This window comes from Streptomyces sp. NBC_01116, assembly GCF_041435495.1.
Classification (GTDB): Bacteria; Actinomycetota; Actinomycetes; order Streptomycetales; family Streptomycetaceae; genus Streptomyces.
The window spans coordinates 8,417,620-8,444,058 of sequence record NZ_CP108644.1; the positions used below are offsets into that span (position 1 = coordinate 8,417,620).

Genomic DNA, 26,439 nt, shown 5'->3' on the forward strand with positions numbered 1-26,439 from the left:
GAACCGCCACGCGATCCGCCGGGCGGTTCGTTCAGGACAGCCGTACCTTGATCGTCTGGGTCGCCCCGCGCGTCCCGGAGAGGTCGCCGAAGACGAGGCGCAGCGACGGCCCCGCGGTCGCCGACGACACCGTCGCCGGCTTCGACACGACCGAGGCGACGGCCCGGTTCCACGTGAGGGTCAGGCTCGTCCGCATCCGCATGGGGTCGCTCACGCACACCGTCGCCGTCCCGTCGGCGTGCTCGGTGACCATCACGGAGCACGGGGCGTCCGCCGCCAGCGGCCCGACGCTCCCGCCGAACCAGAAGTTGACAGCGGTCAGCCCGAGCGAGTCCACCGCCACCCCCTGTTGATCGTCCGTGTTGGCGAGCACCCTCAGCCAGCCGTAGTCCGCCGCTCGTGCCGCCGTGCGCTGTTCGGACGCGCCGGGCAGGAGCTGGTACGCGTACGCGGCGTCGGACGGGTCCTTGCCGTGGTCGAACCAGAGGGTGAGGTACTTCCGGGAGAGCGGGTCCGTGGAGCCCGCCTTGTTGATGTCGCGCCAGCGGCCCGTACGGTCCTCCCGCAGCGCCTTCACGGTGGCCCCGCCCGGGAACACGTAACCGCCGTGCCCGCCGAGATGCGCCCAGGACGTGCCGGTCAGCGTCGCCGACCAGGGGACCGTGCGGGGTTTCACCGAGCCGTCGACGGTGAAGGGGGCGTTGCCCGTCGGCCCGAGGTTGCGGTTGTCGACGGTGGTCTCCACGGCCGCGCCGTCGCGGCTGTGGATGCCCGCGCCCAGGCACACGACGGTGTCGTCGAGGAAGAACCAGGACTTCTTCGCCATCAGCGTGCTGGACAGTCCCTTGAGGTACTGCCCCACGGTGGCTCGCTTCTTGTCGGTGACGCCGCCGACCCAGTTCACATCGGGGAGCGACGTGCCCCAGTCGCCGCCCGCCCCGTCGGCCAGCACCTTGCGCGAGGCCGTGGTGCCGGGCAGCCGGTACGGGTCGACGGTGGGCCAGAAGGCGTCGCTGTACTGGCCGTTGGCGAAGCTGTCGCCCCACCAGTAGAGCATCCCCGATCCGGTGTGCCAGCCGCGCAGATTCTCGCCGTTGCCGGTCTCGTAGTAGGTGATCCGCCGGTCGGCCATGCTCAGCGACGCCGCCCAACCCGGACGGCGGTGCGTGGCCCGCGCCATGTCGGGGAAGAGCCGGTGGCCCTCCGGCTCGGGGACCGGAGTGAGCGAGGTGTCGTCCAGGACGTCCTTGATCCGGGCCAGCGCGGTGAGCCCGAGCGAGGGGTTGCTCAGCGGCGGGCTGTAGTGGTCGCGCTGCGCCCATCCCTTGACGAGCCCCCGCCACCGGTTGTTCTCGGCGTCCGACGCGCCCCGGCCCAGCAGGACGACGGAGGCGAGGATCGGGTGTCCGCGCCGGTGGTCGTCGACCGCGCCGCGGCTGATGGCGCGCCCCGCGACGGAGTCCATGACGAGGCCGTTGAACAGGAACGGGGCCCAGGCGTTCTCCACCGCGTCGAACACCACCTGCCGCTGGGGGTCGGTGACCTCCCAGTCGGTCCCCTTCAGCAGCGCGAACAGCAGACCGAGTCCGCCGAGCATCACCGATCCGTAACTGCCGGTGTACGGCACGGTGGTGTGCTGGATGAACGAGCCGTCGGCGTACAGGCCGTCGCCCCTCGTCACCAGCGGGAAGACGGGGGAGAGGGCGTCCCGGGCCAGCGCGATCTTCGCCGCGCTCCCTCCGACGACCCCGCGCAGGGCCAGGACCCGGCAGAGGTCGACGCGGTTCGCCCCGGTGCTGGTCCCGGTGTACGAGGCGACGGCGGAGTCCGGTACGAAATGGTCGACGGCGGCGCAGTAGCGCGTGAGCCGCTCCGGGGCGATGACGTCGTACATCAGTACGCATACGTCCAGCAGGGCCTGTGGTGCGCCGATCTGCCAGCTGTACCAGTTTCCGTACCGGGCCTGGCCGTCGTGGTAGACCTGGGTGCTGAGGTGCTCCAGGCCGGTGAGCACCGCGTCGCGCAGCCCGGTGCTCCCGGTGAGGCCGGTGCCCTGCTGGCGGTAGGCCTGGGCCAGGGTGTTCAGGCGGATGAAGCTGTCGGCCATCCGTCCCGAGAAGACGTACGACTCGGCGTCCGTGTCCGGGTCCGGATCCGCGAACACCGCGTCGGGCCAGAGCGAGCCCTCCGCCGGCGCCATGGTCTCCAGCAGGTGCGAGGCGCTCGCGCCGAGGTCGGCCAGCCGGCTCTTGAAGGGTTCGGCGGTCGGGCTGAAGCCCTCGCCGAGGATCAGCGCGCTCCAGGCGGCGCGGAGCGCGGGGTACGGATCGTCCTCGGGGGCGGAGGGGGAGACGGAGGGGGCGGCAGTGGCGGGCGCGGCGAGCGTCAGCGCTCCGCCGCTCGCGGCGGTGAGCGCCGCGGAGGTGGCCAGGAACGTACGGCGGGACCAGGCAGAAGTCATGAGGGAGCTCCGGGTCGGTGACGTGTCTCCGCCGGGAACCCGGCGCGCGGGGCGCTGAACTGTTCCCGGGATCCGACTGTTCTGAGCGGGCGGGCACTTTCTAGCAGCCGCCAGACGACTCGCTCAATGATTTTGGCCGAATTGATCGTATCGATCGTTTCTCGGGGTGTGTATTGGCTGTCCGGGCGTGAACCGGCGTGCGCCCGTCGCATCGGGGCAAAACTGCGCACGGATCGTTTCGAGCGCATGTGATCGATATGGTTGAGGCGTGTCGGACGCGTCCCGGGAGGCAGCCGTGCGGGAACAGGAGTCCGGGCGATTGCCGTCGCCCGGGCGACGGCCCACCGTCCGCCGGAACACCGTCAGACCAGAGCCCAGCCGTCTCCGAGTCCAGGGGGATCCATGCGACTGCACGTCGACCAGCGCCACGAGCGGGTGCTCGAGCTCGTCCGCGAGCGCGGCAGTCTGCGCGTCGCCGAACTCGCCGAGGAGCTCGGCATGTCCGCCGTCACCCTGCGCCGGGACGTCGAGGCGCTGGCCGCCCAGGGCCTCGTGGAGCGGCTGCACGGTGCGGTGGTGTGGCCCACCGGGCAGTCCCGGCCGGCTCCGGCCGCCGCGCCCCCCGCCGAAGGACTGGTGGTGGGCATGGTGGTGCCGACCACCGAGTACTACTACGCGGACGTCGTGCGCGGCGCCCGGCAGACCGTCGAGGCCGCGGGCGCCCGGCTGACGATCGGGCTCTCCCGCTACCTCCCCGACGAGGACGCCGCCCAGGCCCGCCGGCTGCTGTCCACCGGTGCCGACGGACTCCTGCTGACGCCGAGCTGGGAGCGCGGCTGCCCGGAGCGGGGTGAGGGGCTGTGGACGGTGGAGCAGGAGGTCCCGGTCGTCCTGGTGGAGCGCTCGGCGCCCCTCGGCCATCCGGCGGCGGGCCTGGACCGGGTGCGCTCGGACCACGCGCACGGCGCCGCCGAGGCGGTGGCGCACCTGGCCGGGCTGGGGCACCGGGCGATCGCGCTCGCCGTGCAGGACAGCCCGACCGCTCCCCGGCTCCGGGTCGGATACCGGGCCGCCGTGGAGGCCCTGGGGCTGACCCCGGTGTCGGCCGCGCCGCTGGACGACGCCTCGTCGCGTTCGGAGGCGAAGCGGTTCGAGCGGACCCTGGAGTACCTGTGCGAGGCCGTGGCGAGCGGCAACGTGACCGCCGCGATCGTGCACAGCGACGCGGACGCGATCGTCCTCATCCCGCGGCTCCAGGCGCGGGGTGTGCGGGTGCCGGAGGACCTCGCGGTGATCGCCTACGACGACGAGGTCGCCGGACTCGCCGACCTGCCGCTCACCGCCGTGGCCCCGGACAAGCACGCCGTGGGAGCCGCCGCCGCCCGGCTCCTGTTGGACCGCCTCGGCGTGGCGGCGCCGGGCGCGAAGGACGCGAGGGCGGGGGAGGCGGCCCGGGGCCCGGGGGCCCGCCGGCACCTGGACATCCTGCCCACCCTGCGGATCCGGGTCTCCTGCGGGGCGGTCGCAGCCGCCCCCTGACGGAGGAAGTGCCGCGCCAGGAGCCGTGTCCGGGGTCAACAGGCCCTGCGGGTACGGCTCTTCGCGTGTCCGGACGGCGACGGTTCGGCGCCGGGACTCCAATTCGGAGATGATCGATTCGATTGATTTGGTCATTTGCTCTTGACGGCGATCACTTCCGCGCAAAATGATGTGTGCCGTTCACCTCATCTCCCGCAGTTCGAGGTCCCGTAGGAGCCGGCCCATGCCCCGTAACGCCCGCACGTCCCGCCTCGCCCTCGCGGCGTCCGCCGCCTCACTCGCCCTGCTCGCCACCGCCTGCGGCGGCGGATCGGCCTCGGATGCCTCGGGTCCCGGCGACGGCAAGCCCGTCACCCTCACCTTCTGGTCGTCCGCCCTGGGCGCCAAGGAGACGGCCGACGCGTTCAACAAGTCGCAGACCGGCATCAAGGTCACGTTCTCCCTGGTGCCCGCGGGGCCCGAGGGCGTCACCAAGCTGTCCAACGCGGTCAAGGGCGGCAACGCCCCCGACGTGGCCACCATGGACTACTCCGCCCTGCCCGAGTACGCCAGCGAGGGCAACCTGGTGGACCTCACGCCCAGTTCAGGAGAGCTGGTGAAGAAGGAGTTCCCCGAGGCGGTCCAGTCCCTGGTCAACCTCGGCGGCTCCACCTGGGCGGTGCCGTTCGACGTCACGCCCATCCAGCTCTTCTACCGCAAGGACCTGTTCACGAAGCACGGCGTCGAGGTGCCGACGACCTGGGCCGAGTACCGCACGGCCGCCGAGAAGATCCACCGGGCCGACCCCGACGTCACCATCACCAACTTCGGCGGCGGCGACCCCGCCCTGCTCTCCGGCCTCGCCTGGCAGGCCGGCGCCCAGTGGTACGGCACCAGCGGCGACGCCTGGAAGGTGAACATCGACGACCCGGCCTCCCGCAAGGTCGCCGCCTACTGGGACGACCTCCTTGGCGACGGCCTCGCCTCCCGGACCCCGCTCTGGGGCGAGGGCGAGGCCAAGGAGCGCTCCACCGGCAAGGTCGCCACCGTCATCGGCGCCGCCTGGAGCGCTGGGACCTTCCCCGTCAGCTACCCCGACAGCAAGGGCAAGTGGGGCATAGCGCCCCTGCCCACCTGGGACGGCGAGCCGAGCACCGGCATGTACGGCGGGACCTCCTACATCGTGCCCAAGGGCAGCGAACACACCGAGGCGGCCGCCGAGTTCATCAAGTGGGTCACCACCGACCCCGCGGCCATGACCGCCCGCCTCAGCTCGCTCCAGGCCCCCAGCAGCGCCCTGCCCGCCAACGAGGGCATGCGCGCCGCGGCGGCGAAGGAGTTCGACACCTCCTACTTCGCCGGCCAGGACGTCTACGCCGTGGCCGGCGAGGCCGCCGACACCATCGTGCCCGGCTGGACCTGGGGCCCGGTGCAGCAGCAGGTCGTCTCGGCGCAGATGGCCGCGGGCAGCGACCACACGAAGATGCTCGGCTCCGGTCAGGCGAAGGGCGAGAGGGCGATCACCGACCGCGGCCTGAAGCTCGACAAGTAGCCGCACGGCTGCCCGGGACACCGTGCCGGGCAGCCCGCGCCCCCTCCCCGCCCACCCCATCCAGCCGAAGGAGCATCAGGTGGCAGCCCCACTCGCCCGGCCGGCCAAGACCTCGGCGCCCCAGGCCGCGCCGCCGCCCGCAGGTCCCGCCGGTCCGGCCGTCTCCGCCCGACCGGAAAGGCCGGGCGGCCCCGGCACCCGACGCGGACAGCGCCGGGCGGTCGCCCTGTTCACGGTCCCGTTCTTCGCCCTGTTCACCGCCGTCACGGTCCTGCCGATGATCTACGCGGCCTGGATGAGCCTCTACCGCGAGGAATCCTCCGGTCTGGGATTCGGCGGCACCGAGCGGGTCTTCGCCGGACTCGGCAACTTCACCGAAGCCCTGGGCAACGAGGCGTTCCTGCGCTCGTTCGGGAACATCGCGTTCTACTGCGCGCTCTACATCCCCGCGATGGTCGGCGGAGCGCTCGTCCTGGCCCTGCTCGTCGACTCGACCATGGCCCGGGCCCGGCGCTTCTTCCAGATCGCCTACTTCCTGCCGCACGCGGTACCCGGCCTGATCGCCTCGCTGATCTGGCTCTACCTCTACACGCCGGGTCTCAGCCCCATCACCGACGCCCTCGACGCGCTCGGCGCCCAGTGGAACTTCTTCGGCCAGGACGAGGCGATCTTCTCGGTCGTCAACATCTCCGCCTGGCAGTGGACCGGCTACAACATGATCATCTTTTACGCGGGTCTCCAGGCCGTTCCCCGCGAGGTCCTGGAAGCGGCGACCGTCGACGGCGCCGGAGCCCTGCGCACCGCCCTCCAGGTCAAGATCCCCATGATCCGGCCCACGGTCGTCCTGACCCTGCTGTTCACCTGCGTCGGCGCCATCCAGCTCTTCGACGCCCCCAAGCTCGTACAACTGCGCGCCAACACCATGGGCGAGGACTGGTCGCCGACCATGTTCATCTACACCGCGGCCTTCAAGGGCCACGACTACGGCCTGGCCGCCGCGAGCTCCCTCCTGCTCGCCCTCGTCGCCGGACTGCTGTCCTTCGTCGTCACCAAGCTCGGCAACCGGTGGAAGGCCTCATGAGCACCCAGACAGCCACCCCCGACGCACCGCCCGCGCCGACGCCGCCCCGCCGCGCCGGACGCCGTTCCGCCCCGCCGCCCGACCGCCGGGGCCGGGGAATCACCTCCCGCGTCATGGTCAACGGCGTCCTCGCCGTCGTCGCCGTCTACACCCTGATGCCGCTGACCTGGCTCCTGATCGCCTCCACCAAGAGCTACCGGGACCTGTTCGCCACCAACCCGTTCAGCCTCGGCGACTTCCAGTTCCTGGCCAATCTCGACGCCCTCCTCGCCTACGACGACGGGGTTTTCGTCCGCTGGCTGCTCAACAGCCTCCTGTACACCGTCGTCGCCTCCGGGCTCTCCACCCTCATCTCGGTCGCTTGCGGCTACGCCTTCGACACATACGCCTTCCGCGGCCGGGAGAAGTGGTTCGGGGTCGTCCTCGTCGGCGTCCTCATCCCCTCGACCGTCGTCCAGCTCCCGCTCTACCTGATGGCCTCCGAACTGGGCCTCGTCAACACCTACTGGGCCGTCCTGATCCCGAGCCTGGTGAACCCGTTCGGCGTCTACCTGGCCCGCGTCTTCTCCGAGGGGTACGTACCGGGCGAGGTCCTGGAAGCGGCCCGGATGGACGGGGCGGGGGAAGTGCGGACCTTCGTCAAGGTCGCCCTGCCGATGATGGCGCCCGGCTTCGTGACCATCTTCCTGTTCTCTTTCACCGCGAGCTGGAACAACTTCTACGGCGCGCTCATGATGCTCAACGACGACCGGCTCTACCCGGTCAACCTGGGCCTCTACATGTGGAACCAGAACGTCTACCAGCAGCCCGAGCTCTACCCGCTGGTCATCATCGGCTCGCTCGTCGCCGTCGTCCCCCTGATCGTCGCCTTCCTCTGCCTCCAGCGCTTCTGGCGCTCGGGCCTCACCGCAGGAGCCGTCAAGTGAGCCACTCCGCCGCGCCCCAGCGGACCCGCCCCCGCACCGTCCTGGCGATGAGCGGCGAGACCCGGACGGCGATCCTGGCCCCGGAAGCCCTGGACCGGCTCGCCCGCGTCGCCGACCTCGTCCCCGGCCTCCTCGTCACCGACTTCGGCGACGACGACCCCGCCCAGCGCACCGGGCTCCGCGAGGCCGAGGTCCTGTTCACCGGCTGGGGCTGCCCGCCGCTCGGCCCGGCGGCACTGGGCGCCATGCCCCGGCTGCGCGCGGTCGTCCACGCCGCCGGCTCCGTCAAGCACCACATCACCCAGGACGTCTGGGACCGGGGCATCGCCGTCAGCACCGCCGCGACGGCCAACGCCCTCCCGGTCGCGGAGTACACGGTCGCGGCGATCCTCTTCGCCAACAAGCAGATCCTGGAGAGCGCCCGCGTCTACCGCGAGACCCGCTCCCGGGTGAACGCCCTGAGGCGGTTCCCCGCCGTCGGCAACTACCGCCGCACCGTGGGCATCGTCGGAGCCTCCCGCATCGGACGTCGCGTCGTCGAACTGCTGCGCCCCTACGATCTGCGCGTCCTGGTCCACGATCCGTACCTGGACGAGGACGGCGCCCGGGCCCTGGGCGTGGAGCGCGCAGACCTCGACGACCTGGCGGCACGGAGCGACGTCGTCAGCATCCACGCCCCGGAACTCCCCTCGACGCGGCATCTGTTCGACGCCGGGCGTCTGGCCCTCATGCGGGACGGGGCGACCCTCGTCAACACCGCGCGCGGCTCCCTGGTGGACACCGACGCGCTCGTGAAGGAGCTGGTCTCGGGGCGTCTGAACGCCGTGCTCGACCACACGGAGCCGGAAGTCCTGCCCGCCGACTCACCTCTCTACGACCTGCGGAACGTGCTCCTGACCCCGCACATCGCCGGGTCGCAGGGCGGGGAACTCCACCGGCTCGCGGACGCCGCCGTCGACGAACTCGAACGCTACGCGCACGGCCTGCCGTTCGCCCACCCGGTGGACCCCCGCACCCTGCACCAGCAGGCCTGACCCCTGCTCCGCCCGCACACCGGTCCCGCGCGCCGGTCCTGCCGATACGCCGGGGACGCCCTGTCCGGGACGTCCCCGGCGTACCGTCACGCGGCGTGCATCCGCCCCGAGGGCAGCACCGCGATCATGCGGGCCACCGTGCGGGCCATCGCGTCCCGGCCGTCCGACAGATAGCGGCGCGGATCCACGCCCCGGTCGTCGCGGGCCAGCCGCTCCCGTATCGCCCCGGTCATCGCGATGTTCAGCGCGGTGCCGATGTTGACCTTCCGGATCCCGCCCGCCACGGCGCGCGCCAGCTCCTCGTCGGAGGCTCCGGACGAACCGTGCAGCACCAGCGGAACCGGTACGGCCTCACACAGCCTGCTCAGCAGACCGTGGTCGATGACGGCGTCCCGCGAGGTCATGGCGTGCGAGGTGCCGACCGCCACGGCCAGCGCGTCGACCCCGGTGGCCGCGACGAACGACCGCGCCTCGTCGGGATCCGTACGGGCCCCGGGCGCATGGGCGTCGAGCGCGGGCTCCCCGTTCTTCCCGCCGACCTGCCCCAGCTCGGCCTCCAGCCACAGGCCCCGCTCGTGCGCCCAGACGACGGCGGCACGGGTGGCCGCCAGGTTCTCCGTGTACGGCAGGCGGGCGGCGTCGAACATCGCCGAACTGAAACCGCAGTCCGCCGCCCGGTGCAGCAGTTCGGTCGACTGCACATGATCGAGGTGCAGGGAGACGGGTACGGCGGCCTGGTCGGCCACCTCCGCCGCGGCGCGCGCGAGCGGCCGCGGCCGGCCCCGGTGGTAGGCGACCGCGTTCTCGCTGATCTGCAGGATCACCGGCGATCCCGCCGCCTCCGCGCCCTCGGCGATGGCCTCCGCGTGTTCCAGGGTGATGACGTTGAACGCGGCGACCGCACGGTGCTGTGCGGCGGCCTCGGCGATCAGATCGCCGGTGGCTGCGATGGACATGGCGACTCCGGGGTGAGGGACCGTCGGGCTGGGAGGGGCGGCCGGGGCCGTCAGACCGTGCTGCTGAGGATGACCGAGCGGGTGAGGTGGCGCGGCCGGTCCGGGTCGAGACCGCGGGCGTTCGCGATGGCCAGGGCCAGACGCTGCACCCGGACCAGCTCCGCCAGTGGGTCGAGGCCGCCGGCCACCCAGCGGGCACCGGTCGCATGCACCTCGTCCATCAGCCCGGACGGGGCCTCGCCGAGCATCCAGGTCGCGGTGGAACGGGTGGAGATGCTGATCGGTCCGTGGCGGTACTCCATCGCCGGGTACGCCTCGGTCCAGGCGAGCGCGGCCTCGCGCATCTTCAGCGCGGCCTCGTTGGCGAGCCCCACGCTCCAGCCCTGCCCGAGGAAGGTGAACTGGCTGCACTCCACGAGGCCGACGGGCAGCGGCTCGGCGAGCGCGACCTGGGCGTCCTCGACGACCGCGTCGGTGTGCAGGCCCAGATGGGCGCGGAGCAGGGTCAGCGCCGAAGTGGCGAAGCGGGTCTGCACGACGGACTTCTCGTCGGCGAACTCGAGCACGATCGTGTCGTCGGCCATCGCCGCCATCGGGGTGTCGGGGTCGCCGATGACCACCGTGCGGCGGGTCGTGCCACCGATCTCCCCGAGGAGCCCGAGCACCTCCGTCGTGGTGCCGGAGCGGCTCAGCGCCACGACCCGGTCGTACGGGCGGCCGGTCGGGAACTCCGAAGCGGCGAAGGCGTCGGTCTCGCCCTGGCCGCTGCCCTCCCGGAGCGCCGCGTAGGCCTGGGCCATGAAGTACGACGTACCGCAGCCGACCACGGCGATGCGCTCGCCGGCCGCCGGAAGCCGGTGGGCGAGCCCGTCCGCCATGCCGGCGGCCACCTGCCAGCAGTCGGGCTGACTGGCCAGCTCCTGAGCCACGTGCGTCATCTGTGCTCCCTGTTCCCGGCGATCGATGCTCGAAGCTGCATATTAGGCGCGCATTTCGCGCAATATCAAGCAGCCGGTTGTCGGGTTCGCGCAGGCCGCCGGACGATCCCCGGCCCGATGGCGCATGGTGGCACGCACGTGTTCAGCGCCGTGCGCCGGGCCGGGAAGATCCGCCCCGCCCCACGGATCAACATCGGGGCCGGGCCAGCGGATCCGGCGCGCGGCGGCGTGATGGAAGACGGCCAGGTCCTCCGGTTCCCGAGGGTCATGAACTCCAGGGGCGTCGGGTGAACATGTCCGGGCCGATGGTGCGGGTGAGCAGATGCAGGGGCGCTGCGCGGACGCCGGTCGCCTCCGCCGCTTCCCAGTAGGCCAGTCCGGTGGCCGCGTCGACCGTGCCGTGGACGAGCGGTACGTCGGCCCCCGAGGCCTGGAGCAGGGACTCCAGCCGGCAGGACGCGACGGTGTCCGGCACCATCGGCTGCGCGAGGTATCCGGCCACCGCGGCGGCCGGGAGGCCCTCGGCCACCCGCCGCTCCGCCGGGCCGGCGCTCAGCAGCCCGCCGCCCACGACCAGAACGTCCTTCGCCCGTTCCATCCGGCCGATGGCGCGGGACGTGTCGAAGCAGTGCGGGAACGAGTCGTCGACCACCGTCGTACCCGGTGCCAGGCGGTCGATGTCCAGGAGTGCGCCGCCCCCGCTGACCGCCGCGACGATCAGGCGGGCGTCGTACACGGCGTCGGGCAGCCCATGGTCGGACTCGGCCGACTCGACCACCTCCACGATCTCCACGAGGCCGCGTTCCAGCAGGTTCTCGGCCAGTTCCTTCAGCCGTGGCCCGCTGCCCGGCACGTCGCAGAGCAGCAGCCGGGCAGGCGGCCGTTGGGCCCTGGTGAGCAGCAACTCCAGCGAGGAGGAACCGATCGAGCCGAGCCCCACGAACGCGACGGTGAGAGCTTCCAGGTGCTGCCCGGTCGCGCCGAGAGCCGCGTGTACGGTGCTGACGACGGAAACGACGGTCGCCGCGTGACCGGTGGTGACGACGGGCGCGGTGGTGACGACGGGCCCGTTATCCGCACTGCCGACGGCCCGCAGGACGTCGAAGCCGTAGCCCGTGAGCGAGGGGATCATGCCCGCCAGGGAAACGGCCCGCGCACCGAGGGACGAGGCGAGCTCCATTCCCCGCGTGGTGTGCCCGACCAGGGCGTCGCCGGGGGAGAGTTCGTCCGCGAACAGCGGGACGCACACGAAGCCCGAACCGCCCAGCGGCGTCGTCAGGGTCTCCAGCAGCCGTGGCCGCCCGTCCGGGAACAGCAGGTTCCGCACCTGCTCGCGCGGCAGCGCCTCCTCGGGCAGACCTGCCAGCCGGGCGAGGTCGGCCGGGGACGGCAGATACCCGATGAGCGCGGCGTCCAGCGGAGCGTCGAGGCCGGGGCCGTCCGGGTCGCCGAGGCGATCGGGGCCGGGCCGGGGTGCGGCCACCGCGTGCGCCAGCGTGACGCGCATCGAGTCCGTGAAGGCCGTCAGCCCCTCCTCGGTGAACGCGGTCGCCGCCGCGCGGACGGTGATTCGCAGCCGCCCGCCGTCCGGAACGGCCGCCAGGAACACGTCCGTACCGGCCGGTGGCGGGGTGTACACACTGTCGCCGCTCTCCCGGGTGACCGCCAGTGTCCTGCCGCTCTCCGGACCCAGGGCGGAGAAGTCCAGATAGGTGAAGAAGAACTGCGAGGCCATGGGCAGGCCGTTGGACAGCGCCGGCACGGCCCCCTCGTACGCCCGCGCCTCGGCGGCCTCGGCGGCGACGCGCCGCAGATCGTCCTCGAAACCCGCGCTGTCGGACCGCCTCGACGCCGGACCCGCCGGCCGCAGGGGAACGGCCGTGGCGAAGGGACCGAACACCCGGTGTGCGTCGGGCAGGGAACGGTCCCGGCCGCTCACCGCGAGACCGAGTACCAGATCCGGCCGTCCCGTGGCGGACACGAGGGCCCGGTAGTAGGCGGTGAGCACCGGGGCGTGGAGGGTGCACCCGGTGCGCGCCGCGAGCTCGCGGAGCGCCGCCACCTGGTCGGCGTCGACCGTGAACCCGCAGGTGCGGAAGAGCGGGCCGGCGTGGCTGCCCGGAGGGGAGCCGGTGGTGGTCGTCCCGGCGGCGAGCACGGGCGGCCGGTAGGGCGCCCTCAGCCGCGCCCACCGGTCCGCACCGGTCGGGGCGGTGGGCGTGTCCGTGCGCTCCGCGAGCCGGAGGGCGTGGTCGCGGAAGGAACTGCGCAGGGGGGCCGGGGCCGGTTCCTCGCCGCTGGACAGGGCGTCGTACACGGCCGTCAGCTCCCGTACCAGGAGGGCGGCGCTGTAGCCGTCGCCGATGATGTGGTGGGCGTGTGCCACCAGGACGTGTTCGTCGGGTGCGACGGTGAGCACCCGCAGGCGCAACAGGGGCCACGCCCAGGGTTCGAAACGGCGGGCCCGTTCGGCGGTGATCCGCTCCTCCACCTGCTCCGGGTCGGTGAGGGTCTCGAAGTCGACCGGCAGGCGCAGCGAGGACGGAAGCTCCTGCTGGACGGGCGGGCGCGCCCCGGCGGGGAAGACGGTACGGAGCATCGGGTGGCGCCCGACGAGCGTGTCCACCGCGCCCTGGAAGCGGGCGGTGTCGAGGCGGCCGTGCAGACGCAACCGCGTGAGCCAGGAAGAGGTCGCGCCCGGTGCGATGGCTTCGGCGAGGAGGAAGCCCCGCTGGGTGGGAGTGAGCGGGAAGGGCGGGGGAGCGGCGGCCGGATCGAGCGTCCCGGTGCGGCCACCGACCGCGTCGCCTTCCCGGGGCGACGCGTCCGCTGCGGCGTCAAGGGCGTCAGAGGCGTCCACAGCCTTCGGAGCGTCCACGCCGACACCCGTGGCATCCGTGGCATCCGTGGGGTCCGTGGCGTCCGTGGGGTCCGCGGCGGTGACCTCTGCCGCGTCCACCGCGGAAGCGAGGGCCGCGAGTGTGCGGTTGCGGTAGATGACGGTCGGCCGGGGGAGCGGACCTCCCTGCTTCTCCAGCCGGGCGAACACTTCCAGCACGAGAAGGGAGTCGCCGCCCAGGACGAAGAAGTCGTCCTCGCGGGACACGCCGTCGGCCTGGAGCAGGGTGGACCAGATGGCGGCCAGCCGTACTTCGGTGGGAGTGCGGGGCGGTGTACGGACGTCGCCCGCGCGCACGCCGCTGCCGGTGTCCGTGTGCGTCCCGTGCGGTTCGGTCGCTTCCTGGAGTGCGGGGAGCCCACGTCGGTCGATCTTGCCCGTGCTGGTGAGCGGCATCCTGTCGACACGGGTGATCCGGGACGGAAGCATGTACGCGGGCAGAGACTCCGCGAGATGGAGCCGGAGCGCCACGGCATCCGCTCCGGAGGACGCGGGCCCCGGTGTCACGAAGGCGGTGAGGCGTCCGTTCTCGGCGAGGACGACGGCGTGGGTGACGTCCGGGTGGGTCTGGAGCACCGCCTCGATCTCGCCCGGCTCGACACGGTTGCCCCGGATCTTCACCTGGTCGTCCAGCCGCCCGAGGAATTCCAGTACGCCGTCCTCGGAACACCGCACCCGGTCGCCGCTGCGGTACCACCGGCGACCACGCCGCACCGTGAACGCGGCCTCGGTGAGGGCCGGTTCGCCGAGGTAGCCCGCGGTGAGGCCGACTCCGGAGATGAGGAGCTCACCGGGCTCGCCGGGCCGCGCGGGCTCTCCGTCGGGGCCGACGACCTCCACCTCCGTGCCCGAGACGGGACGGCCGATGGGAAGCCGCCGCACCTGGTCGCCGGGCCGGGCCCGGATGATGTGGCAGCTCGTGTTGATGGTGGCCTCGGTCGGGCCGTACAGGTTGGCGATGTGCTGGCCGTCGCCGAAGAGGTCGAACCAGCGGCGTACATGGGCGGGTGACAGGGCCTCGCCGCCGACATGGATCCACCGGAGCGCGGTCAGGTCCGGCACCGGCGCGCCGTTGCGTACGCGTTCCTCGGAAGCGCCGAGGAGCTGTTCCCAGAGCGTGGGGACGGAGCTCCAGACGGTGATCCCGCTGCGTACGACGTGGGTCAGCAGCCGGTCGGGATCGCGCAGCAGGTCCCAGGCCACGGTGACCACGGTGGCGCCGACGAGCAGCGGGGCGAGGAGCTGGCGGACGGAGGCGTCGAAGCAGGGCGACGCGGTCTGGGCGAGCCGGTCGCGCTCGGTGTATCCGAAGGTGTCGATCGCCCAGTCGAGGTAGTTCTCCATCGACCGATGGGTGATGGGCACGGCCTTGGGGCGGCCGGTGGATCCGGAAGTGAAGATCACGTAGGCGATGTCGTCGGCGACGACCGGGCCGTCGGGTGCGGGCAGTCCGTCCGGCGACGGAACGGAAACGGCGACCCGGTCCGGGCCTCCGGCAGGCTCGGAACCCGCGCCCCTGGAAGGCGGCGCCGAAGCGTCGACGAACACCAGGGCGACGTCGCCGAGCGCTTCCCCCACGGCACGGGTGGCGTTGTGGCAGAGCACCGTACGGGCGCCCGAGCGCGTGAGCTGGTCCGTCAGCCGTGCGGTCGGGTGGCCGGCGTCCAGCGGGACCCAGCCCGCCCCGGCGCGCAGGACCGCGACGACCGACACGACGGTATCGGCGCCGGGTTCGGTGAGAAGCCCGACGAGGCTTCCCGGGGTGACGCCGCGGGCCAGGAGAGTGGTCGCGAGGACGTGGGAGGCACGGTCGAGTTCGGCGTACGTCAGGGTGGTGGAGCCGCTGTCGACGGCGACCGCGCCCGGAGTGGCCCGGAACCGCTCGACGAGCCGACGCACGATCGTGGCGGAGGCGGAGGCGGGTGCGGGGGCGGAACCGTCGTTGGTGCCGGTGCCGGTGCCGGTGCCGTGGACTGGCAGGGGCTCCGTGACGGCCGGGGCGTCGGGCCGAGGCTCGACGAGTGCGGCCAACTCGTCGTGGAAGTCCCGGTCCAGGCGTGCCACCGTCGCCGGGTCGAAGAGCCGGACGGGGAAGTTCCACGAGAAGCGCAGCACCGCCTCGTCCTGCCAGCACAGCAGGCTCAGACGGGTCGCGGCGGTGGCGGTGCCGGCCGCGGTCGGCCGCACGCTCACCGGGCAACGCCCGTCGAGAGCGGCGGGGAAGCGCGAGAAGCTGAAGCCGGCCGGGCTCACGGTCCGGGGGCCGGACCCGGACGGCTCCGACGGCAGCAGCCGGGCCAGGTCCAGGCCGGTGAGGCTCGCGTGTCGCTCGCTCTCCAGCCAGATCCCCGCCAGCCGCCCGGCGAGCGCCTCCACCGACTCGTCCGGGTCCGTCCGGCAGAGCAGCGGAAGGGTGTCGGCGAGCGGCCCCACGAGCCGGTCCAGGCCCGCCAGGCGATCGTCCCGCCGGGCGCGGGCGACGTTCACCGCGATCGCCCGCTGCCCGCTCCACCGGGCCAGACAGCGTACGTGCACGGCGAGCAGCAGATGGAAGAGGCTCACCCCGTGAGCGGCGGCCCGCCTCGTCAACGCGGCGGTCAGCACCGGGTCGAGGGCACTCTGACGCGTGGTCATCGGCGCCGCGGGCAGGGCGGAGGGATCACCGTCGTACGGCAGTCGCAGCGGTTCGCCCAGGGATTCCAGCCGCCCCGACCAGTACCGCCGGTCGGCGGCGAGGGCCCTCACCCCGTCCACGGAGGACCGCTCGTCGGAGGTGGCCGCAGCGTACCGGGCGAAGTCGGTGCCGAGCGCGGGCGGCGTCGGTGTCTGCCCGTCGGCGAGGGCGGTGTACAGCGACCAGAGTTCCCCGGCGAGGACGTTGAGGCTGTATCCGTCACCGGCCGCGTGGTGGATGACCAGGACCAGATGGGACAACTCCGGGTTCTCCCGGGCGAGGAGCGCGCGCACGGGAGGCTCGGCGGAGAGGTCGAACGGCCGGTTGCACAGGGCCTTTTCGAGCTCCTCGATGCGGCCGCTCAGTTCGCGGACCTCGTACCAGTCGGACAGCGCGGCGGGCGGCGCGACGTACTGCGCCGGCGTCGCCGAGCCGATCCCGTCCCGCATCCCGTCGTCGGTGCTTCCGGTTCCGGTGCTTCCCGCGCTTTCGATGCGGATCCGGAGCATGCTGTGCCGGTCGGCGAGCGCGGTGAGCGCCCGGCCCAGGAGCCGGCTGTCCAGGGGGCCCCGGACGGTCTGGCGGACGTAGCCGTGGGCCGGGATGTCCGGGTGGAGCCGACTGCTGGTGTGCAGGGCGAGTTGGACGGGGGTGAGCGGGAAGGCGACCCCGTCCGGCGCGGGAGTCGCGGCGGGCGGGAGGGCGCGGGTGGAGTCGGCCGACGGTGCGGGGGAGGGTGTGGAGTCGAGGTGCGCGGCCAGTTCGGCGATCGTCCGGTACTCGAAGAAGAGCGTGGCGGGCAGCGGCCTGCCCAGCTCCCTTTCGAGCTGCCTGACGAGGTCGACGGCGGCGAGCGAGTCCAGGCCGAGGGCGAGGAACGGTTCGTCGTCGAGGACCCCGGCGGCAGGCAGACGCAGCGCCGAGGCCAGCAGCCGCCGAAGCAGCGGCGCGGTGCCGGTACGGGGTCCGGCGCCCGCGCCCGTACTGCTGTCCACCATCGTGCCGATGTGGGGGGCCCGGCCCGAGGGCGCCGGTTCCGTGCGGGATTCCGTTCCGGGTTCCGTTCCCGTGGATTCCGTCGGCGGGATCGCGCCCGCCGTGCCCGCGGGTCCCGGGGGCGGTGTGAGGTCGGCGATCAGCAGCTGCGCCGCGTCGATGCCGCACGCCGTACGGAGCGCCGCCAGCGCGGGACCGAGGGCAACGGACCGTCCCCCGGGGCTCCGCACGGTGGCGGAGGCGCCTCCCGCCCCGGTTCCGAGGGCCGCCGCCATGCCCGTCCCGGTGAGGGCCGCGAGGTTCACCGACTGCCAGGGCTTGCCGGCGTGCCGTTCCGACGCGGCGAACGCGTCGAGGAAGGCGTTGGCCGCGGCATAGTCGCCCAGGGCTCCCGCCAGGCCGGGCAGCGCGGCGCTGACGGAGGAGAACGCGACACGGACCGCCGGGTCGAGCCCGTGCCGGCGCAGGGCCAGCGAGAGCAGCAGACTGCCCCGGGTCTTGGCGGCCAGCGCTTCCGCCGTCTCCTCCGCGCGCCTGTTGCGGAGGGTCCCTGGCCGCACTGCCCCCGCGGCGTGGAAGAGGCCGTCGAGGCGGGGCAGTCCGGCGAGCAGTGCGTCGACGTCCTGCTCCACCGAGACGTCGGCCACGCGGTAGTGGACGGTGGCGCCCAGCGAGCGGAGTTCCTCCGCCAGTCCTGCGGGAGGACGGGGGGAGCGCCCGGCGAGTACGAGGGTGGGGCTGCCCCGGCCGGCGAGGTCCCGGGCGAGCGCGGCGCCGACTCCGCCACCGCCCCCGGTGATGAGGAAGGTGCCGTCGGCCGGCAGCGGTGACCGCGTCGCCCAATCCGGTGCTGTCGAGCCGCTCGTCAGCGGTGCGAAACGGCGGGTGAGCCTCCGCCCCGCGCGCCAGGCCACGGTGGCGACCGTGCCCGGCGTGCCGGCGCCCGATTTCAGTTCGGTCAGTTCGGCCAGCACGGAGGTGAGGCGCTGGGCCGGGGTGTCCAGTGAGCAGAGGTCGAGGGCGGTGGCAGCGGCGCCCGGAGTCTCCTGCGGCAGCGCCAGCAGGAGCCCGCCGAGCACGGCGTGGGCCGGCCGGGGCCTCTCCCGCACGGCCCCCGTGGCGTGGACGTCCTCGGTCAACACCAGCAGCCGGTCCGCGCGTGCCTCGTCGAACCGTGCGAGGGCCTCGCCGAAGGCGGCCAGCGAGGCGTCCTGGGCCCGGCCGAGCGCGTCGGCGGTGTCCTGGACGGGAGCGGGACCGGCCACCAGGACCACGGCATCCGGCGGCCCGTCGCCCGCTTCGTACATCCGGACACCCTCGGCGGAGAGCTGCGAGGCCAGCCGGTCGACGTACGCGGAGTCGGGCCCTGTCAGCAGCACCGAACGCACGGTCGCCGCTGCCGCTGCCGCTGCCGCTGTCGTTGCGGGCAGGGCGGCGTCCTCCCACAGGACCTGGTGCAGCAGAGGGCTCGCGGGGGGATCGGCCCAGTAGCGGCTGCGCTGGAAGGGATACGTGGGCAGAGGAATCCGCTGGTGCTCCGCGTCGAGCGCGGTGCGGTCCAGCGGCACGCCGTGCGACCACAGGCGGCCGATGGTTCCGAGCAGGGCCCCGCGCCCGCCGTGCCCGTCGTCGGGGAGCCGCTCCGCGTCCGTGCGGCCGTCGGAACGTCCCGGAAGGGCGCACACCACGATCGTTGCGTCGCTGGACAAGCTGGATGTACTGGACGTACCGGACCCGGCGGAGGTGGTGGGCGTACTGGACGTTCCAGCTCCGCCGACGCGTTCCACCGCTATGCCGGCCGCGTACGCCTCCGTCGTCGCGCGGGCCGCACCCGACAGGGTCGCGCCGTGGCCGATCTCCACGAACGTGTCGTACCCCTCCCGGGCCAGCCGCTCCACGGCCGCCCCGAACCGCACCGGACGCTCGGCGTGGTCACGCAGGTACTCCGGGCCGAGGACCGGCTGCCACTCGGCGGTGACGGTGCTCAGGAGGGGAACGGACGGCACCTGCGGGTCCAACGCACGGGCCGCGTCGGCGAGCCGGTCGGCGACCGGCCGCATCAGCGGTGAATGGAAGGCCCGGGAGACCCGCAGCCGACGCGTGGGGAAGCCCAGCCCTTCGAGGTCGGCGGCGGCGCGCTCCACCGCACGGACGCCCCCGGAGAGGACCTGGAGCCCCGGACCGTTGTACGCGGCCACGGCGAGCGCCCCGTCGGACTCCACCACCGCCGCGGCGACGGCCTCCTCACCCCCGCGCACGGCGATCATGGCTCCAGGCTCGGTGAACGCGCCCATGAGACGGCCGCGTTCGGCTGCGAACCGCACCGCCTCCCCGAGAGTGAGCACCCCGCTGACACACGCGGCGGTGATCTCCCCGACGCTGTGCCCGGCCACCGCGTCCGGCTCCACGCCCCAGGTGCGCAACTGACGGGCGAGAGCCACCCCGGAGGCGACGAGGAGCGGCTGCGCCACCTCGGTCGCGGCCTGCGCGGCGGGGTCCGCTTCCAGGTCCAGCGCCCAGTCCAGCAGGGGCCGCCCGTACACCGGACCGAGCAGCGCGGACGCCTCGTCGAGCGTGTCCCGGAACACCCGGGCCGTCCGGTACAGCGCCAGGTCCTGGGCGGGGAACTGCGAACCCTGCCCGGGGAACAGGAAGACCACGCGCGGCCGGGAGCGGACGAGGCTCCCGACCTGCCCGCCCGCCACTCCCGTTCCCGCGGCGGCGATGGCGGAGAGCCGGTCCCGCAGGTCACCGTCGGCGATGACGGCGAGCCGGTGGGGCCCATCGTCCCGGGACGTGCTCGCGGTTCGGCAGACGTCGCCCTCGCGCAGAAGCGGACGGCTTTCCAGGTGCGCGGCGAGCCGGGCCACGGAGTCCCGCAGCGCGCCCGCGCTGCGCGCCGACAGCGTCAGCAGGTGAGGCCCTTCGGCCGCGACTTCACCCGCGACACCCGTCGACCGGGCAGCTGGGACGGCAGGGACAGCCGAGGCGGCAGGGACTGCCGAGACAACCGGGGACGCCGGGGGCGGGGCCTGTTCGAGGACGGCATGGGCGTTGGTGCCGCCGAAGCCGAACGCGTTGATCCCCGCGACGAGGGGCTCGGCGGACGTCCAGTGCCGTGCCTCGGCCACCACGGTGAAACCTGCGGCGGCGAGGCCAGGAGAGGCTGGGGAGTGGTGCAGCGACGGCGGGAGCCTGCGGTGGCCCAGCGCCAGCACGACCTTCACCAGCGCGGGCAGTGCCGCGGCGTTCAGCAGATGCCCGATGTTGGTCTTCACCGAACCGAGCAACCGCGGTTCGCCGTCGGGTAGTCCGGGAAAGGCGTGGGCCAGCGAACGCAGCTCGATCGGGTCCCCCACGGCCGTGCCGGTCCCGTGGGCCTCCACATAGCTCACCGAGGCGGGATCGACGCCCGCCGCCTCGTACGCCCGGGTGATGACCTCCCGCTGCCGCAACGGGTTGGGCGCCATGAGGCTCATCGACCGGCCGTCGTTGTTGACGGCCGTGCCCCGGACCACCGCGAGCACCGGATCGCCATTCAGGTGGGCGGCGTCGAGGCGCGTCAGGACGATGGCCGCGCCGCCCTCGCCGGGCACGAAGCCGTCGGCGTCGGAGCTGAAGGCGCGGCTGCGCCCGGTGGGGGAGAGGGCCCCCGCTTCTTCCAGCAGCCGGTGCGGGGCCGAGGTCAGGTGGAGGTTGACCCCGCCGATGACGGCGAGGTCGCACTCGCCGTCCAGGAGGCTGCGCCGGGCCAGGTGCAGAGCCACCAGGCCCGACGAGCAGGCCGTGTCCACCGCGAGCGCGGGACCGTCGAGGTCGAGACTCTGCGAGACCCGGGCGGCGACGAGGGCCGGCAGGTTTCCGGTGAGCACCCCGGGCAGCGGGGAGCCGTAGCCCGAGGCCCGCTCCAGGACTTCCCGATAGCCGCTGTCCCCGACCGCCGCGAACACACCGATCCTGCGACCGCGTCGGCGGGGCCCCGCGTATCCGGCACGTTCGAGGGCCTCGTGCGCGAGTTCCAGGAAGAGCCGGGCCTGCGGGTCGAGTGCGCGTGCCTCGTCCTCGCCGATGCCGAAGTAGCCGGGGTCGAAAGCGGCCGGATCCTCCAGGAGCGCAGCCCATCGCTTCCGGGGAACTGCCGGAGTCATCGGTGTTGCCGGAGCCGCCGGAGCCGAACCCGGTCGGGCATTCGGAAGGTCCTGGCCGTCGTCCCATCGTCCACGTGGTACGGGGGCGACGGCGTCGTGCCCGTCGACGAGCAGCTCCCAGAAGTCCTCGGGGCTGTCGGCGCCGGGGAACCGGCAGGCCATCCCGATGACGGCCGCGGCGGTGGCGGCACCCTGGGGCCCGGTCGCGCCCACCGCGGCCGTTCCTCCGGTCCGCCGAGGGCCGCTCTCCAAGGTTTCCGCATCGGAGGCTCCCGTACCTGGCGTCACTGGACCGGGCACCACCGTCAGAAGGTGACCGGCCAGCGCGGCCACCGTGCCGTGGTCGCGGATGACCGCCGGCGGCAGTGTCACACCGAAGGCGTCCTCCAGCGCCACCAGCACCTCCATGGCCTTGAGCGACGTCCCTCCGAGGCTCCCGAACGGCTCGTGCGCCCCGATCGACCCGGCGGGCCGCCCCAGGACCCGTGCCCACGCATCCCGCACGATCTCGACGGTCTCCGCCCCGCCCCGGGGCGCCGTCGTGGGAGGTTCCGCCGCAGGCCGTGCGGATTCCGCCGGACCGGTCACGGCAGACGCGCTGCCACCTCCGTCACCCGCGGCGCCCTTCCCCGCCTCCGGCTCACCGGCCCGCCGCTCACCCGACCCGAACGCGCCCTCCTCGAAACGCTCCCGCAGCCGCCGACGTTGCAGCTTGCCGCTCGTCGTACGCGGAAACGCGCCCGGCGGCACGGCCAGCACCCGCACATCGTCGTGGAGCAGGGCCTCGCGCACCCGGGCCGCGACGCGTTCGAGTACGTCCGCAGCCTCGCTCGCGGGCCGTGCCCAGGGGACGAACACCACGACGCGCTCAGCACCGGTGACCGGGTCGGTCGACCCGACCACCGCCGGGGTGCCGGGAGGGAGTCCGGGCGTCGCGGCCGCGACCTCCTCCATGTCCGTGGCGTGGAAGGTGCGGCCGTTGAGGAACAGCACGTCCTTGTGCCGGCCCGTGACGCACAGTCGGCCGTCGCGCAGGAACCCGAGATCACCGGTGCGGAGCCATCCCCCGGCGAACACCTCCGCGCTGACGTCGGGAAGACGGTGGTAACCACGGGCCAGTTGGGGGCCGCTGACCATGATGTGCCCGGTCCGCCGGTCTCCGAGGACGGTGCCCGCGTCGTCGACGATGCGCACGGCGCAGCCGGCCACCGGCCGCCCGACGTCCATCAACTCGACGGCCCCATCGCCCGGTTCGGCGTCCACCGCCACGCCGCGGCTCAACGACGCCCGGTCCAGGACCAGGGGCTCGGCCACCTCCCCCGGCGGCGGGAAGGTCACCGCCAGCGTCGCCTCCGCCAGGCCGTAGACCGGCTGGGCCGCCGCTGGGTCCAGCCCCGAAGGCCGGGTCTTGTCGGCGAAGGCACGCCACACCGCGGGCGCGATCGGCTCCGCCCCGACCAGGACCAGCCGCACGGCAGAGAGGTCCAGCCGGGCCAGGACCTCGTCGGGAACACGGCGTACGGCCAGTGCCAGGGCGAAGTTGGCGGCGGACAGCACCGTGGCCCGGTGCCGGGCCGCCACCTCGAACCACAGGCGGGGCCTCTTGGCGAACGACAGCGGACCGATCTTGACCTGCCGGGCCCGGGCGGCCAGCGGAGCGAGATGGGTGCCGATCAGCCCCATGTCGTGGAAGTACGGCATCCAGCTGACCACCACGTCGTCGGGGCCCAGCGCCGAAGCGGCCCGTATCTGCTCCAGATTGGCCAGCACCGCGCCGTGCGTCACCTCCACCCCCTTGGGCGCACCGGTGCTCCCCGAGGAGAACTGCACGAACGCGACGTCGTCGGGCCCGGCGGTGACAGGCTCCCGCAGGACGGGTCCCTCCCGAAGGACATCGAGGGTCAGGGTGCGTACGGCGCCCGGGAGTTCACCGGTCAGCGACGCCGTCGAGGCGTCCACGACGACGGGCGGCCGCCCCAGGTGCTCCCAGACCGGCAGCACCCGACGGGCGTCCGGCGCCAGCGGGACCGGAACGAGACCGGCCGCCACCGCACCCCAGAACATCGGCTGGAAGTCCTCGCTGCGGTCGGCGAGCAACGGGACACAGGTCCCGGGCGCGACTCCTGCCTCCCGGAAGCCTCCGGCCACGCGCAGGGAGTCGTCCAGGAGCTCGCGCAGGCCGACCGTCAACTCGCCGCCGTCGCCGCGGACATGCACGACGACCTGCCCGGGAGCCTCACGGACCGCGTCCAGCAGTACATCCAGCAATGTCATGTCGTGTTCCACCGGTCCGTCGGTTCGTTCCTCGGAGAATGATCTTAAAAACGCTCAGCTCGCGGGGAATCAGCCGTCGGGAGGAGAGCGCATGCACCCTGGGAGTGACCTGGTGGACGGGTTCGGGTCGGGACAGCCCTTAGCGTGTCCACCGTGAACGTGGGGACCGAGGAGACCCGGTTGATCGTCCTGCGCGGCAACAGCGCGTCGGGGAAGTCGAGTGTGGCGGCCGGTCTCCGCGACAGCTTCGGCCGGGGACTGGCCGTGGTCGGCCAGGACAACCTCCGCCGCACCGTGCTGCGCGAACGCGACCGGCCGGGGGCGGCCAACATCGGCCTGATCGACCTGACGGCGCGCTACGCCCTGGACGCCGGCTTCCATGTGGTGGTCGAGGGCATCCTCTACGCCGACCATTACGGTGACATGCTCGCCCGGCTGCGCGCCGACCACCGCGGCCCGACCCACGGGTACTACCTGGACGTCCCGTTCGCCGAGACCGTGGCCCGGCACGCCACCAAGCCGATCGCCGACGCGGTCGACGAGAACCAGCTGCGGGACTGGTACCGCCCCCGCGATGTGCTGCCCGACGGTGTCGAGACCGTGATCGGTCCCGACAGCGTCCTGGCCGGGACCGTCGACCGCATCATGCGTGACACCGGCCTGGACGGCCTGCCGCCGGTCGACCGCTGACACCCCGGGGCCTGCCCGGCCCGGCAGGAGGCAGCGCCCCGCCCGGCCGGTCGCGGTCCGGCCGGGCAGGTCACACAGCTGCGCCCGCCCGGCTACGCGCCGGTCGGGGCGGCCTGCTGCACGACCTCGAAGGACCACACCGTGGACCCGCTGGCCGCCGGCTGGGGGCGCTCGGCGCTCCCGGCGCCGCCGCCGCCCTGATGGGCCGCCTTCATCGGCCCCTCCATCCACGCCTGGAAGGAGGCCTCGTCACGCCAGCGCGTGTAGACGAGGTAGTCGTCCGTGCCCTCGACGGGCCGGAGCAGCTCGAACCACTCGAATCCGTCGGAGCCCTCCACGGCATGGGCCCGGGAAGCGAAGCGCTTCTCCAGCGTCTCGCGTTGTTCCTGGGGGACGGTCAGCACATTGATCTTGACTACGCTCATGGCTCCATCCTGCCGTACGACGTCCGGACTCCGTCGGCGGGCGGGGCTGTCGCGGGAAGTTCCACCGTGATGCGGATCCCGCCCTCCGCGCGCGGGGCGAGAGTGAGCGTTCCGTCGTGTGCGCGGGTGATGGTCTGCACGATGGCCAGGCCGAGGCCGACGCCCGCGTGGTGGGTGCGCACCCGTTCGGCGCCGCGCCGGAACGGTTCGGTGAGCGTCGAGGCCAGCTGGGGGGTGACCTTCGCGCCGGTGTTCTCGACCGTGAGCACCGCGGTCCCCCGGTGGACGCCGGTGGTGACCCGGACAGTGCCGCGTTCGGGCAGGTTGTGGACGATCGCGTTGTGCACGAGGTTCGTCGTCAGCTGGAGCAGGAGCGCCGGAGATCCGATCGCGAGGGCGACCTCGGCGTCCGTCTCGACGGTGACGCCCTGCTCCTCCGCGAGGGGAAGGAGGGTCTCGGTGGCCTCTTCCGCCAGCAGTGACAGGTCGACGCGTTCCCGGGCGAAGGAACGCCGGTCGGCGCGGCTGAGCACGAGCAGCGCCTCGGTGAGGTCGATCGCCCGGCCGTTGACGGTGTACAGGCGGTCGATGATCTCGTCGGTGTCGCGGTCCGGATCGGTGCGGGCCACCTCCAGAAGAGCCTTCGAGATCGCCAGCGGGGTCCGCAGTTCGTGGGAGGCGTTGGCCGCGAACCTCTCCTGCTCGGCGACGTCTGCTTCGAGCCGGGCGAGCATCGTGTCGAACGCGTCGGCGAGCTCCCGGAACTCGTCCCTGCGGCCCGGCAGCCGGATCCGGTGGGCGAGCGACCCGCGCGTGGCCTCGCGGGTGGCCTCGGTGATCCGGGTCAGCGGGGCGAGCATACGGCCGGCGAGGACCCATCCTCCCAGGAGTCCGAAGACGAGAAGGACCGCCAGCACGGTGGCGGCCGCCGGGGCGAACGTGTACGCGAGGAGCTGGCGGTTGGGGTTCTCGTGGAGCATCCGCTTGTCCCAGTCGTCGGGAACGTACTCCAGGAGGAACACCCACACCGCCGTGAGCAGCAGGACGCCGGCGACCATGAGGAACCCGGCGTAGCTGAGGGTGAGCTTGAGGCGGACGCTCAACCCGGGCCGCCTAGCCACGGTCCGCTCCCTCACCGGTACCGGTGCCGGACGCCGGGGCGATGCGGTAGCCGACGCCCGGCACGGTGGCGATGATCCACGGTTCGCCGAGGCGCTTGCGCAGGGCCGAGACGGTGATGCGTACGGCGTTGGTGAACGGGTCGGCGTTCTCGTCCCACGCGCGTTCCAGAAGCTCCTCGGCGCTGACGACACCGCCGTCGGCGGCCACGAGGACATCGAGCACCGCGAACTGCTTTCTGGTCAGAGCGACGTAGCGGCCGTCCCGGTAGACCTCCCTGCGGAACGTGTCCAGCCGCAGCCCCGCGATCTCCCGCACGGGGGGCCTGCTGTGGGCGCGTCTGCGGTCGAGCGCTCTGAGCCTGAGCACAAGCTCCCGGAGGTCGAAGGGCTTCGTGAGGTAGTCGTCGGCGCCGAGCCCGAACCCGGAGGCCTTGTCGTCGAGGCGGTCGGCCGCCGTGAGCATGAGGATCGGCAGGCCACTGCCGGAGGCGACGATGTGTTCGGCGATCTCGTCGCCGGACGGCCCGGGGATGTCGCGGTCCAGGACGGCGATGTCGTAGGTGTTGACGCTCAGCATTTCCAGAGCGGTGTCCCCGTCGCCCGCGATGTCCGCGGCGATCGCTTCGAGACGCAGGCCGTCGCGGACGGCCTCCGCGAGATAGGGCTCGTCCTCGACGATCAGCACGCGCATGGTTCGATGCTACGAGTCGCCACCTATCGTCGGCGTATCGAAAACCGCATACGGG

The 26,439-nt window shown here is 73.0% G+C and carries 13 protein-coding genes; 6 read left to right on the top strand and 7 right to left on the bottom strand.

Annotated features, from left to right (window positions below; all coding sequences use genetic code 11):
• Nucleotides 1–31: 31 nt before the first annotated feature.
• Complete coding sequence (locus OG245_RS36530) at nucleotides 32–2,461, bottom strand: polysaccharide lyase 8 family protein (protein ID WP_371627626.1); 2,430 nt, start codon at nucleotides 2,459–2,461, stop codon at nucleotides 32–34.
• Nucleotides 2,462–2,863: 402 nt separating this feature from the next.
• Here OG245_RS36530 and OG245_RS36535 point away from each other — a divergent pair, with 402 nt between their 5' ends.
• The 5 genes from OG245_RS36535 to OG245_RS36555 all read left to right on the top strand — a co-directional run bounded on the left by OG245_RS36535 (nucleotide 2,864) and on the right by OG245_RS36555 (nucleotide 8,572).
• Complete coding sequence (locus tag OG245_RS36535) at nucleotides 2,864–4,000, top strand: substrate-binding domain-containing protein (protein ID WP_371627627.1); 1,137 nt, start codon at nucleotides 2,864–2,866, stop codon at nucleotides 3,998–4,000.
• 223 nt (nucleotides 4,001–4,223) lie between these two features.
• A complete protein-coding gene (locus tag OG245_RS36540) occupies nucleotides 4,224–5,531 on the top strand; it encodes a sugar ABC transporter substrate-binding protein (RefSeq protein WP_371627628.1) in 1,308 nt (435 codons plus the stop codon).
• A gap of 79 nt (nucleotides 5,532–5,610) precedes the next feature.
• Entirely contained in the window at nucleotides 5,611–6,612 is a 1,002-nt protein-coding gene (locus tag OG245_RS36545) for a carbohydrate ABC transporter permease (protein WP_371627629.1), read from the top strand.
• Complete coding sequence (locus tag OG245_RS36550; RefSeq protein WP_371627630.1) at nucleotides 6,609–7,538, top strand: carbohydrate ABC transporter permease; 930 nt, start codon at nucleotides 6,609–6,611, stop codon at nucleotides 7,536–7,538. The genes OG245_RS36545 and OG245_RS36550 overlap by 4 nt, the downstream gene beginning before the upstream one ends.
• Nucleotides 7,535–8,572 (top strand): hydroxyacid dehydrogenase, encoded by a 1,038-nt coding sequence (locus OG245_RS36555; RefSeq protein WP_371627631.1) that lies wholly within the window; start codon nucleotides 7,535–7,537, stop codon nucleotides 8,570–8,572. Before OG245_RS36550 ends, OG245_RS36555 begins: the two co-directional genes overlap by 4 nt.
• Before the next feature lie 86 nt (nucleotides 8,573–8,658).
• On the opposite strand, the gene OG245_RS36560 is transcribed toward OG245_RS36555, so the two are convergent.
• The 3 genes from OG245_RS36560 to OG245_RS36570 all read right to left on the bottom strand — a co-directional run bounded on the left by OG245_RS36560 (nucleotide 8,659) and on the right by OG245_RS36570 (nucleotide 23,469).
• Nucleotides 8,659–9,528, bottom strand: a complete 870-nt coding sequence (locus OG245_RS36560) for a class II fructose-bisphosphate aldolase (protein ID WP_371627632.1) — start codon at nucleotides 9,526–9,528, stop codon at nucleotides 8,659–8,661.
• A 50-nt stretch (nucleotides 9,529–9,578) separates the two neighbouring features.
• Nucleotides 9,579–10,466, bottom strand: coding sequence for an SIS domain-containing protein (locus tag OG245_RS36565; RefSeq protein WP_371627633.1), 888 nt, complete (start codon nucleotides 10,464–10,466; stop codon nucleotides 9,579–9,581).
• Between the two features lie 265 nt (nucleotides 10,467–10,731).
• Nucleotides 10,732–23,469, bottom strand: coding sequence for an amino acid adenylation domain-containing protein (locus OG245_RS36570; protein ID WP_371627634.1), 12,738 nt, complete (start codon nucleotides 23,467–23,469; stop codon nucleotides 10,732–10,734).
• 132 nt (nucleotides 23,470–23,601) lie between these two features.
• On the opposite strand from OG245_RS36570, the gene OG245_RS36575 reads away from it, so the two are divergent.
• Nucleotides 23,602–24,147, top strand: a complete 546-nt coding sequence (locus OG245_RS36575; protein ID WP_371627635.1) for an AAA family ATPase — start codon at nucleotides 23,602–23,604, stop codon at nucleotides 24,145–24,147.
• Between the two features lie 92 nt (nucleotides 24,148–24,239).
• Here the strand turns inward: OG245_RS36575 and OG245_RS36580 are convergent, their stop codons facing one another.
• From OG245_RS36580 to OG245_RS36590, 3 genes are read right to left on the bottom strand one after another with little or no spacing between them, the layout of a single operon-like run.
• The gene (locus OG245_RS36580; RefSeq protein ID WP_371627636.1) at nucleotides 24,240–24,572 is read right to left on the bottom strand and encodes an antibiotic biosynthesis monooxygenase; all 333 of its coding nucleotides are present in this window, start codon (nucleotides 24,570–24,572) and stop codon (nucleotides 24,240–24,242) included.
• Entirely contained in the window at nucleotides 24,569–25,693 is a 1,125-nt protein-coding gene (locus OG245_RS36585) for a sensor histidine kinase (RefSeq protein WP_371627637.1), read from the bottom strand. Before OG245_RS36585 ends, OG245_RS36580 begins: the two co-directional genes overlap by 4 nt.
• The gene (locus OG245_RS36590; protein WP_371627638.1) at nucleotides 25,686–26,384 is read right to left on the bottom strand and encodes a response regulator transcription factor; all 699 of its coding nucleotides are present in this window, start codon (nucleotides 26,382–26,384) and stop codon (nucleotides 25,686–25,688) included. Before OG245_RS36590 ends, OG245_RS36585 begins: the two co-directional genes overlap by 8 nt.
• Between the last annotated feature and the right edge of the window lie 55 nt (nucleotides 26,385–26,439).

Coding starts and splice junctions, on each gene's coding strand:
- OG245_RS36530 (WP_371627626.1), bottom strand. CDS start 2,461: ATGACTTCTGCCTGGTCCCGCCGTACGTTCCTGGCCACCTCCGCGGCG.
- OG245_RS36560 (WP_371627632.1), bottom strand. CDS start 9,528: ATGTCCATCGCAGCCACCGGCGATCTGATCGCCGAGGCCGCCGCACAG.
- OG245_RS36565 (WP_371627633.1), bottom strand. CDS start 10,466: ATGACGCACGTGGCTCAGGAGCTGGCCAGTCAGCCCGACTGCTGGCAG.
- OG245_RS36590 (WP_371627638.1), bottom strand. CDS start 26,384: ATGCGCGTGCTGATCGTCGAGGACGAGCCCTATCTCGCGGAGGCCGTC.
- OG245_RS36540 (WP_371627628.1), top strand. CDS start 4,224: ATGCCCCGTAACGCCCGCACGTCCCGCCTCGCCCTCGCGGCGTCCGCC.
- OG245_RS36580 (WP_371627636.1), bottom strand. CDS start 24,572: ATGAGCGTAGTCAAGATCAATGTGCTGACCGTCCCCCAGGAACAACGC.
- OG245_RS36550 (WP_371627630.1), top strand. CDS start 6,609: ATGAGCACCCAGACAGCCACCCCCGACGCACCGCCCGCGCCGACGCCG.
- OG245_RS36535 (WP_371627627.1), top strand. CDS start 2,864: ATGCGACTGCACGTCGACCAGCGCCACGAGCGGGTGCTCGAGCTCGTC.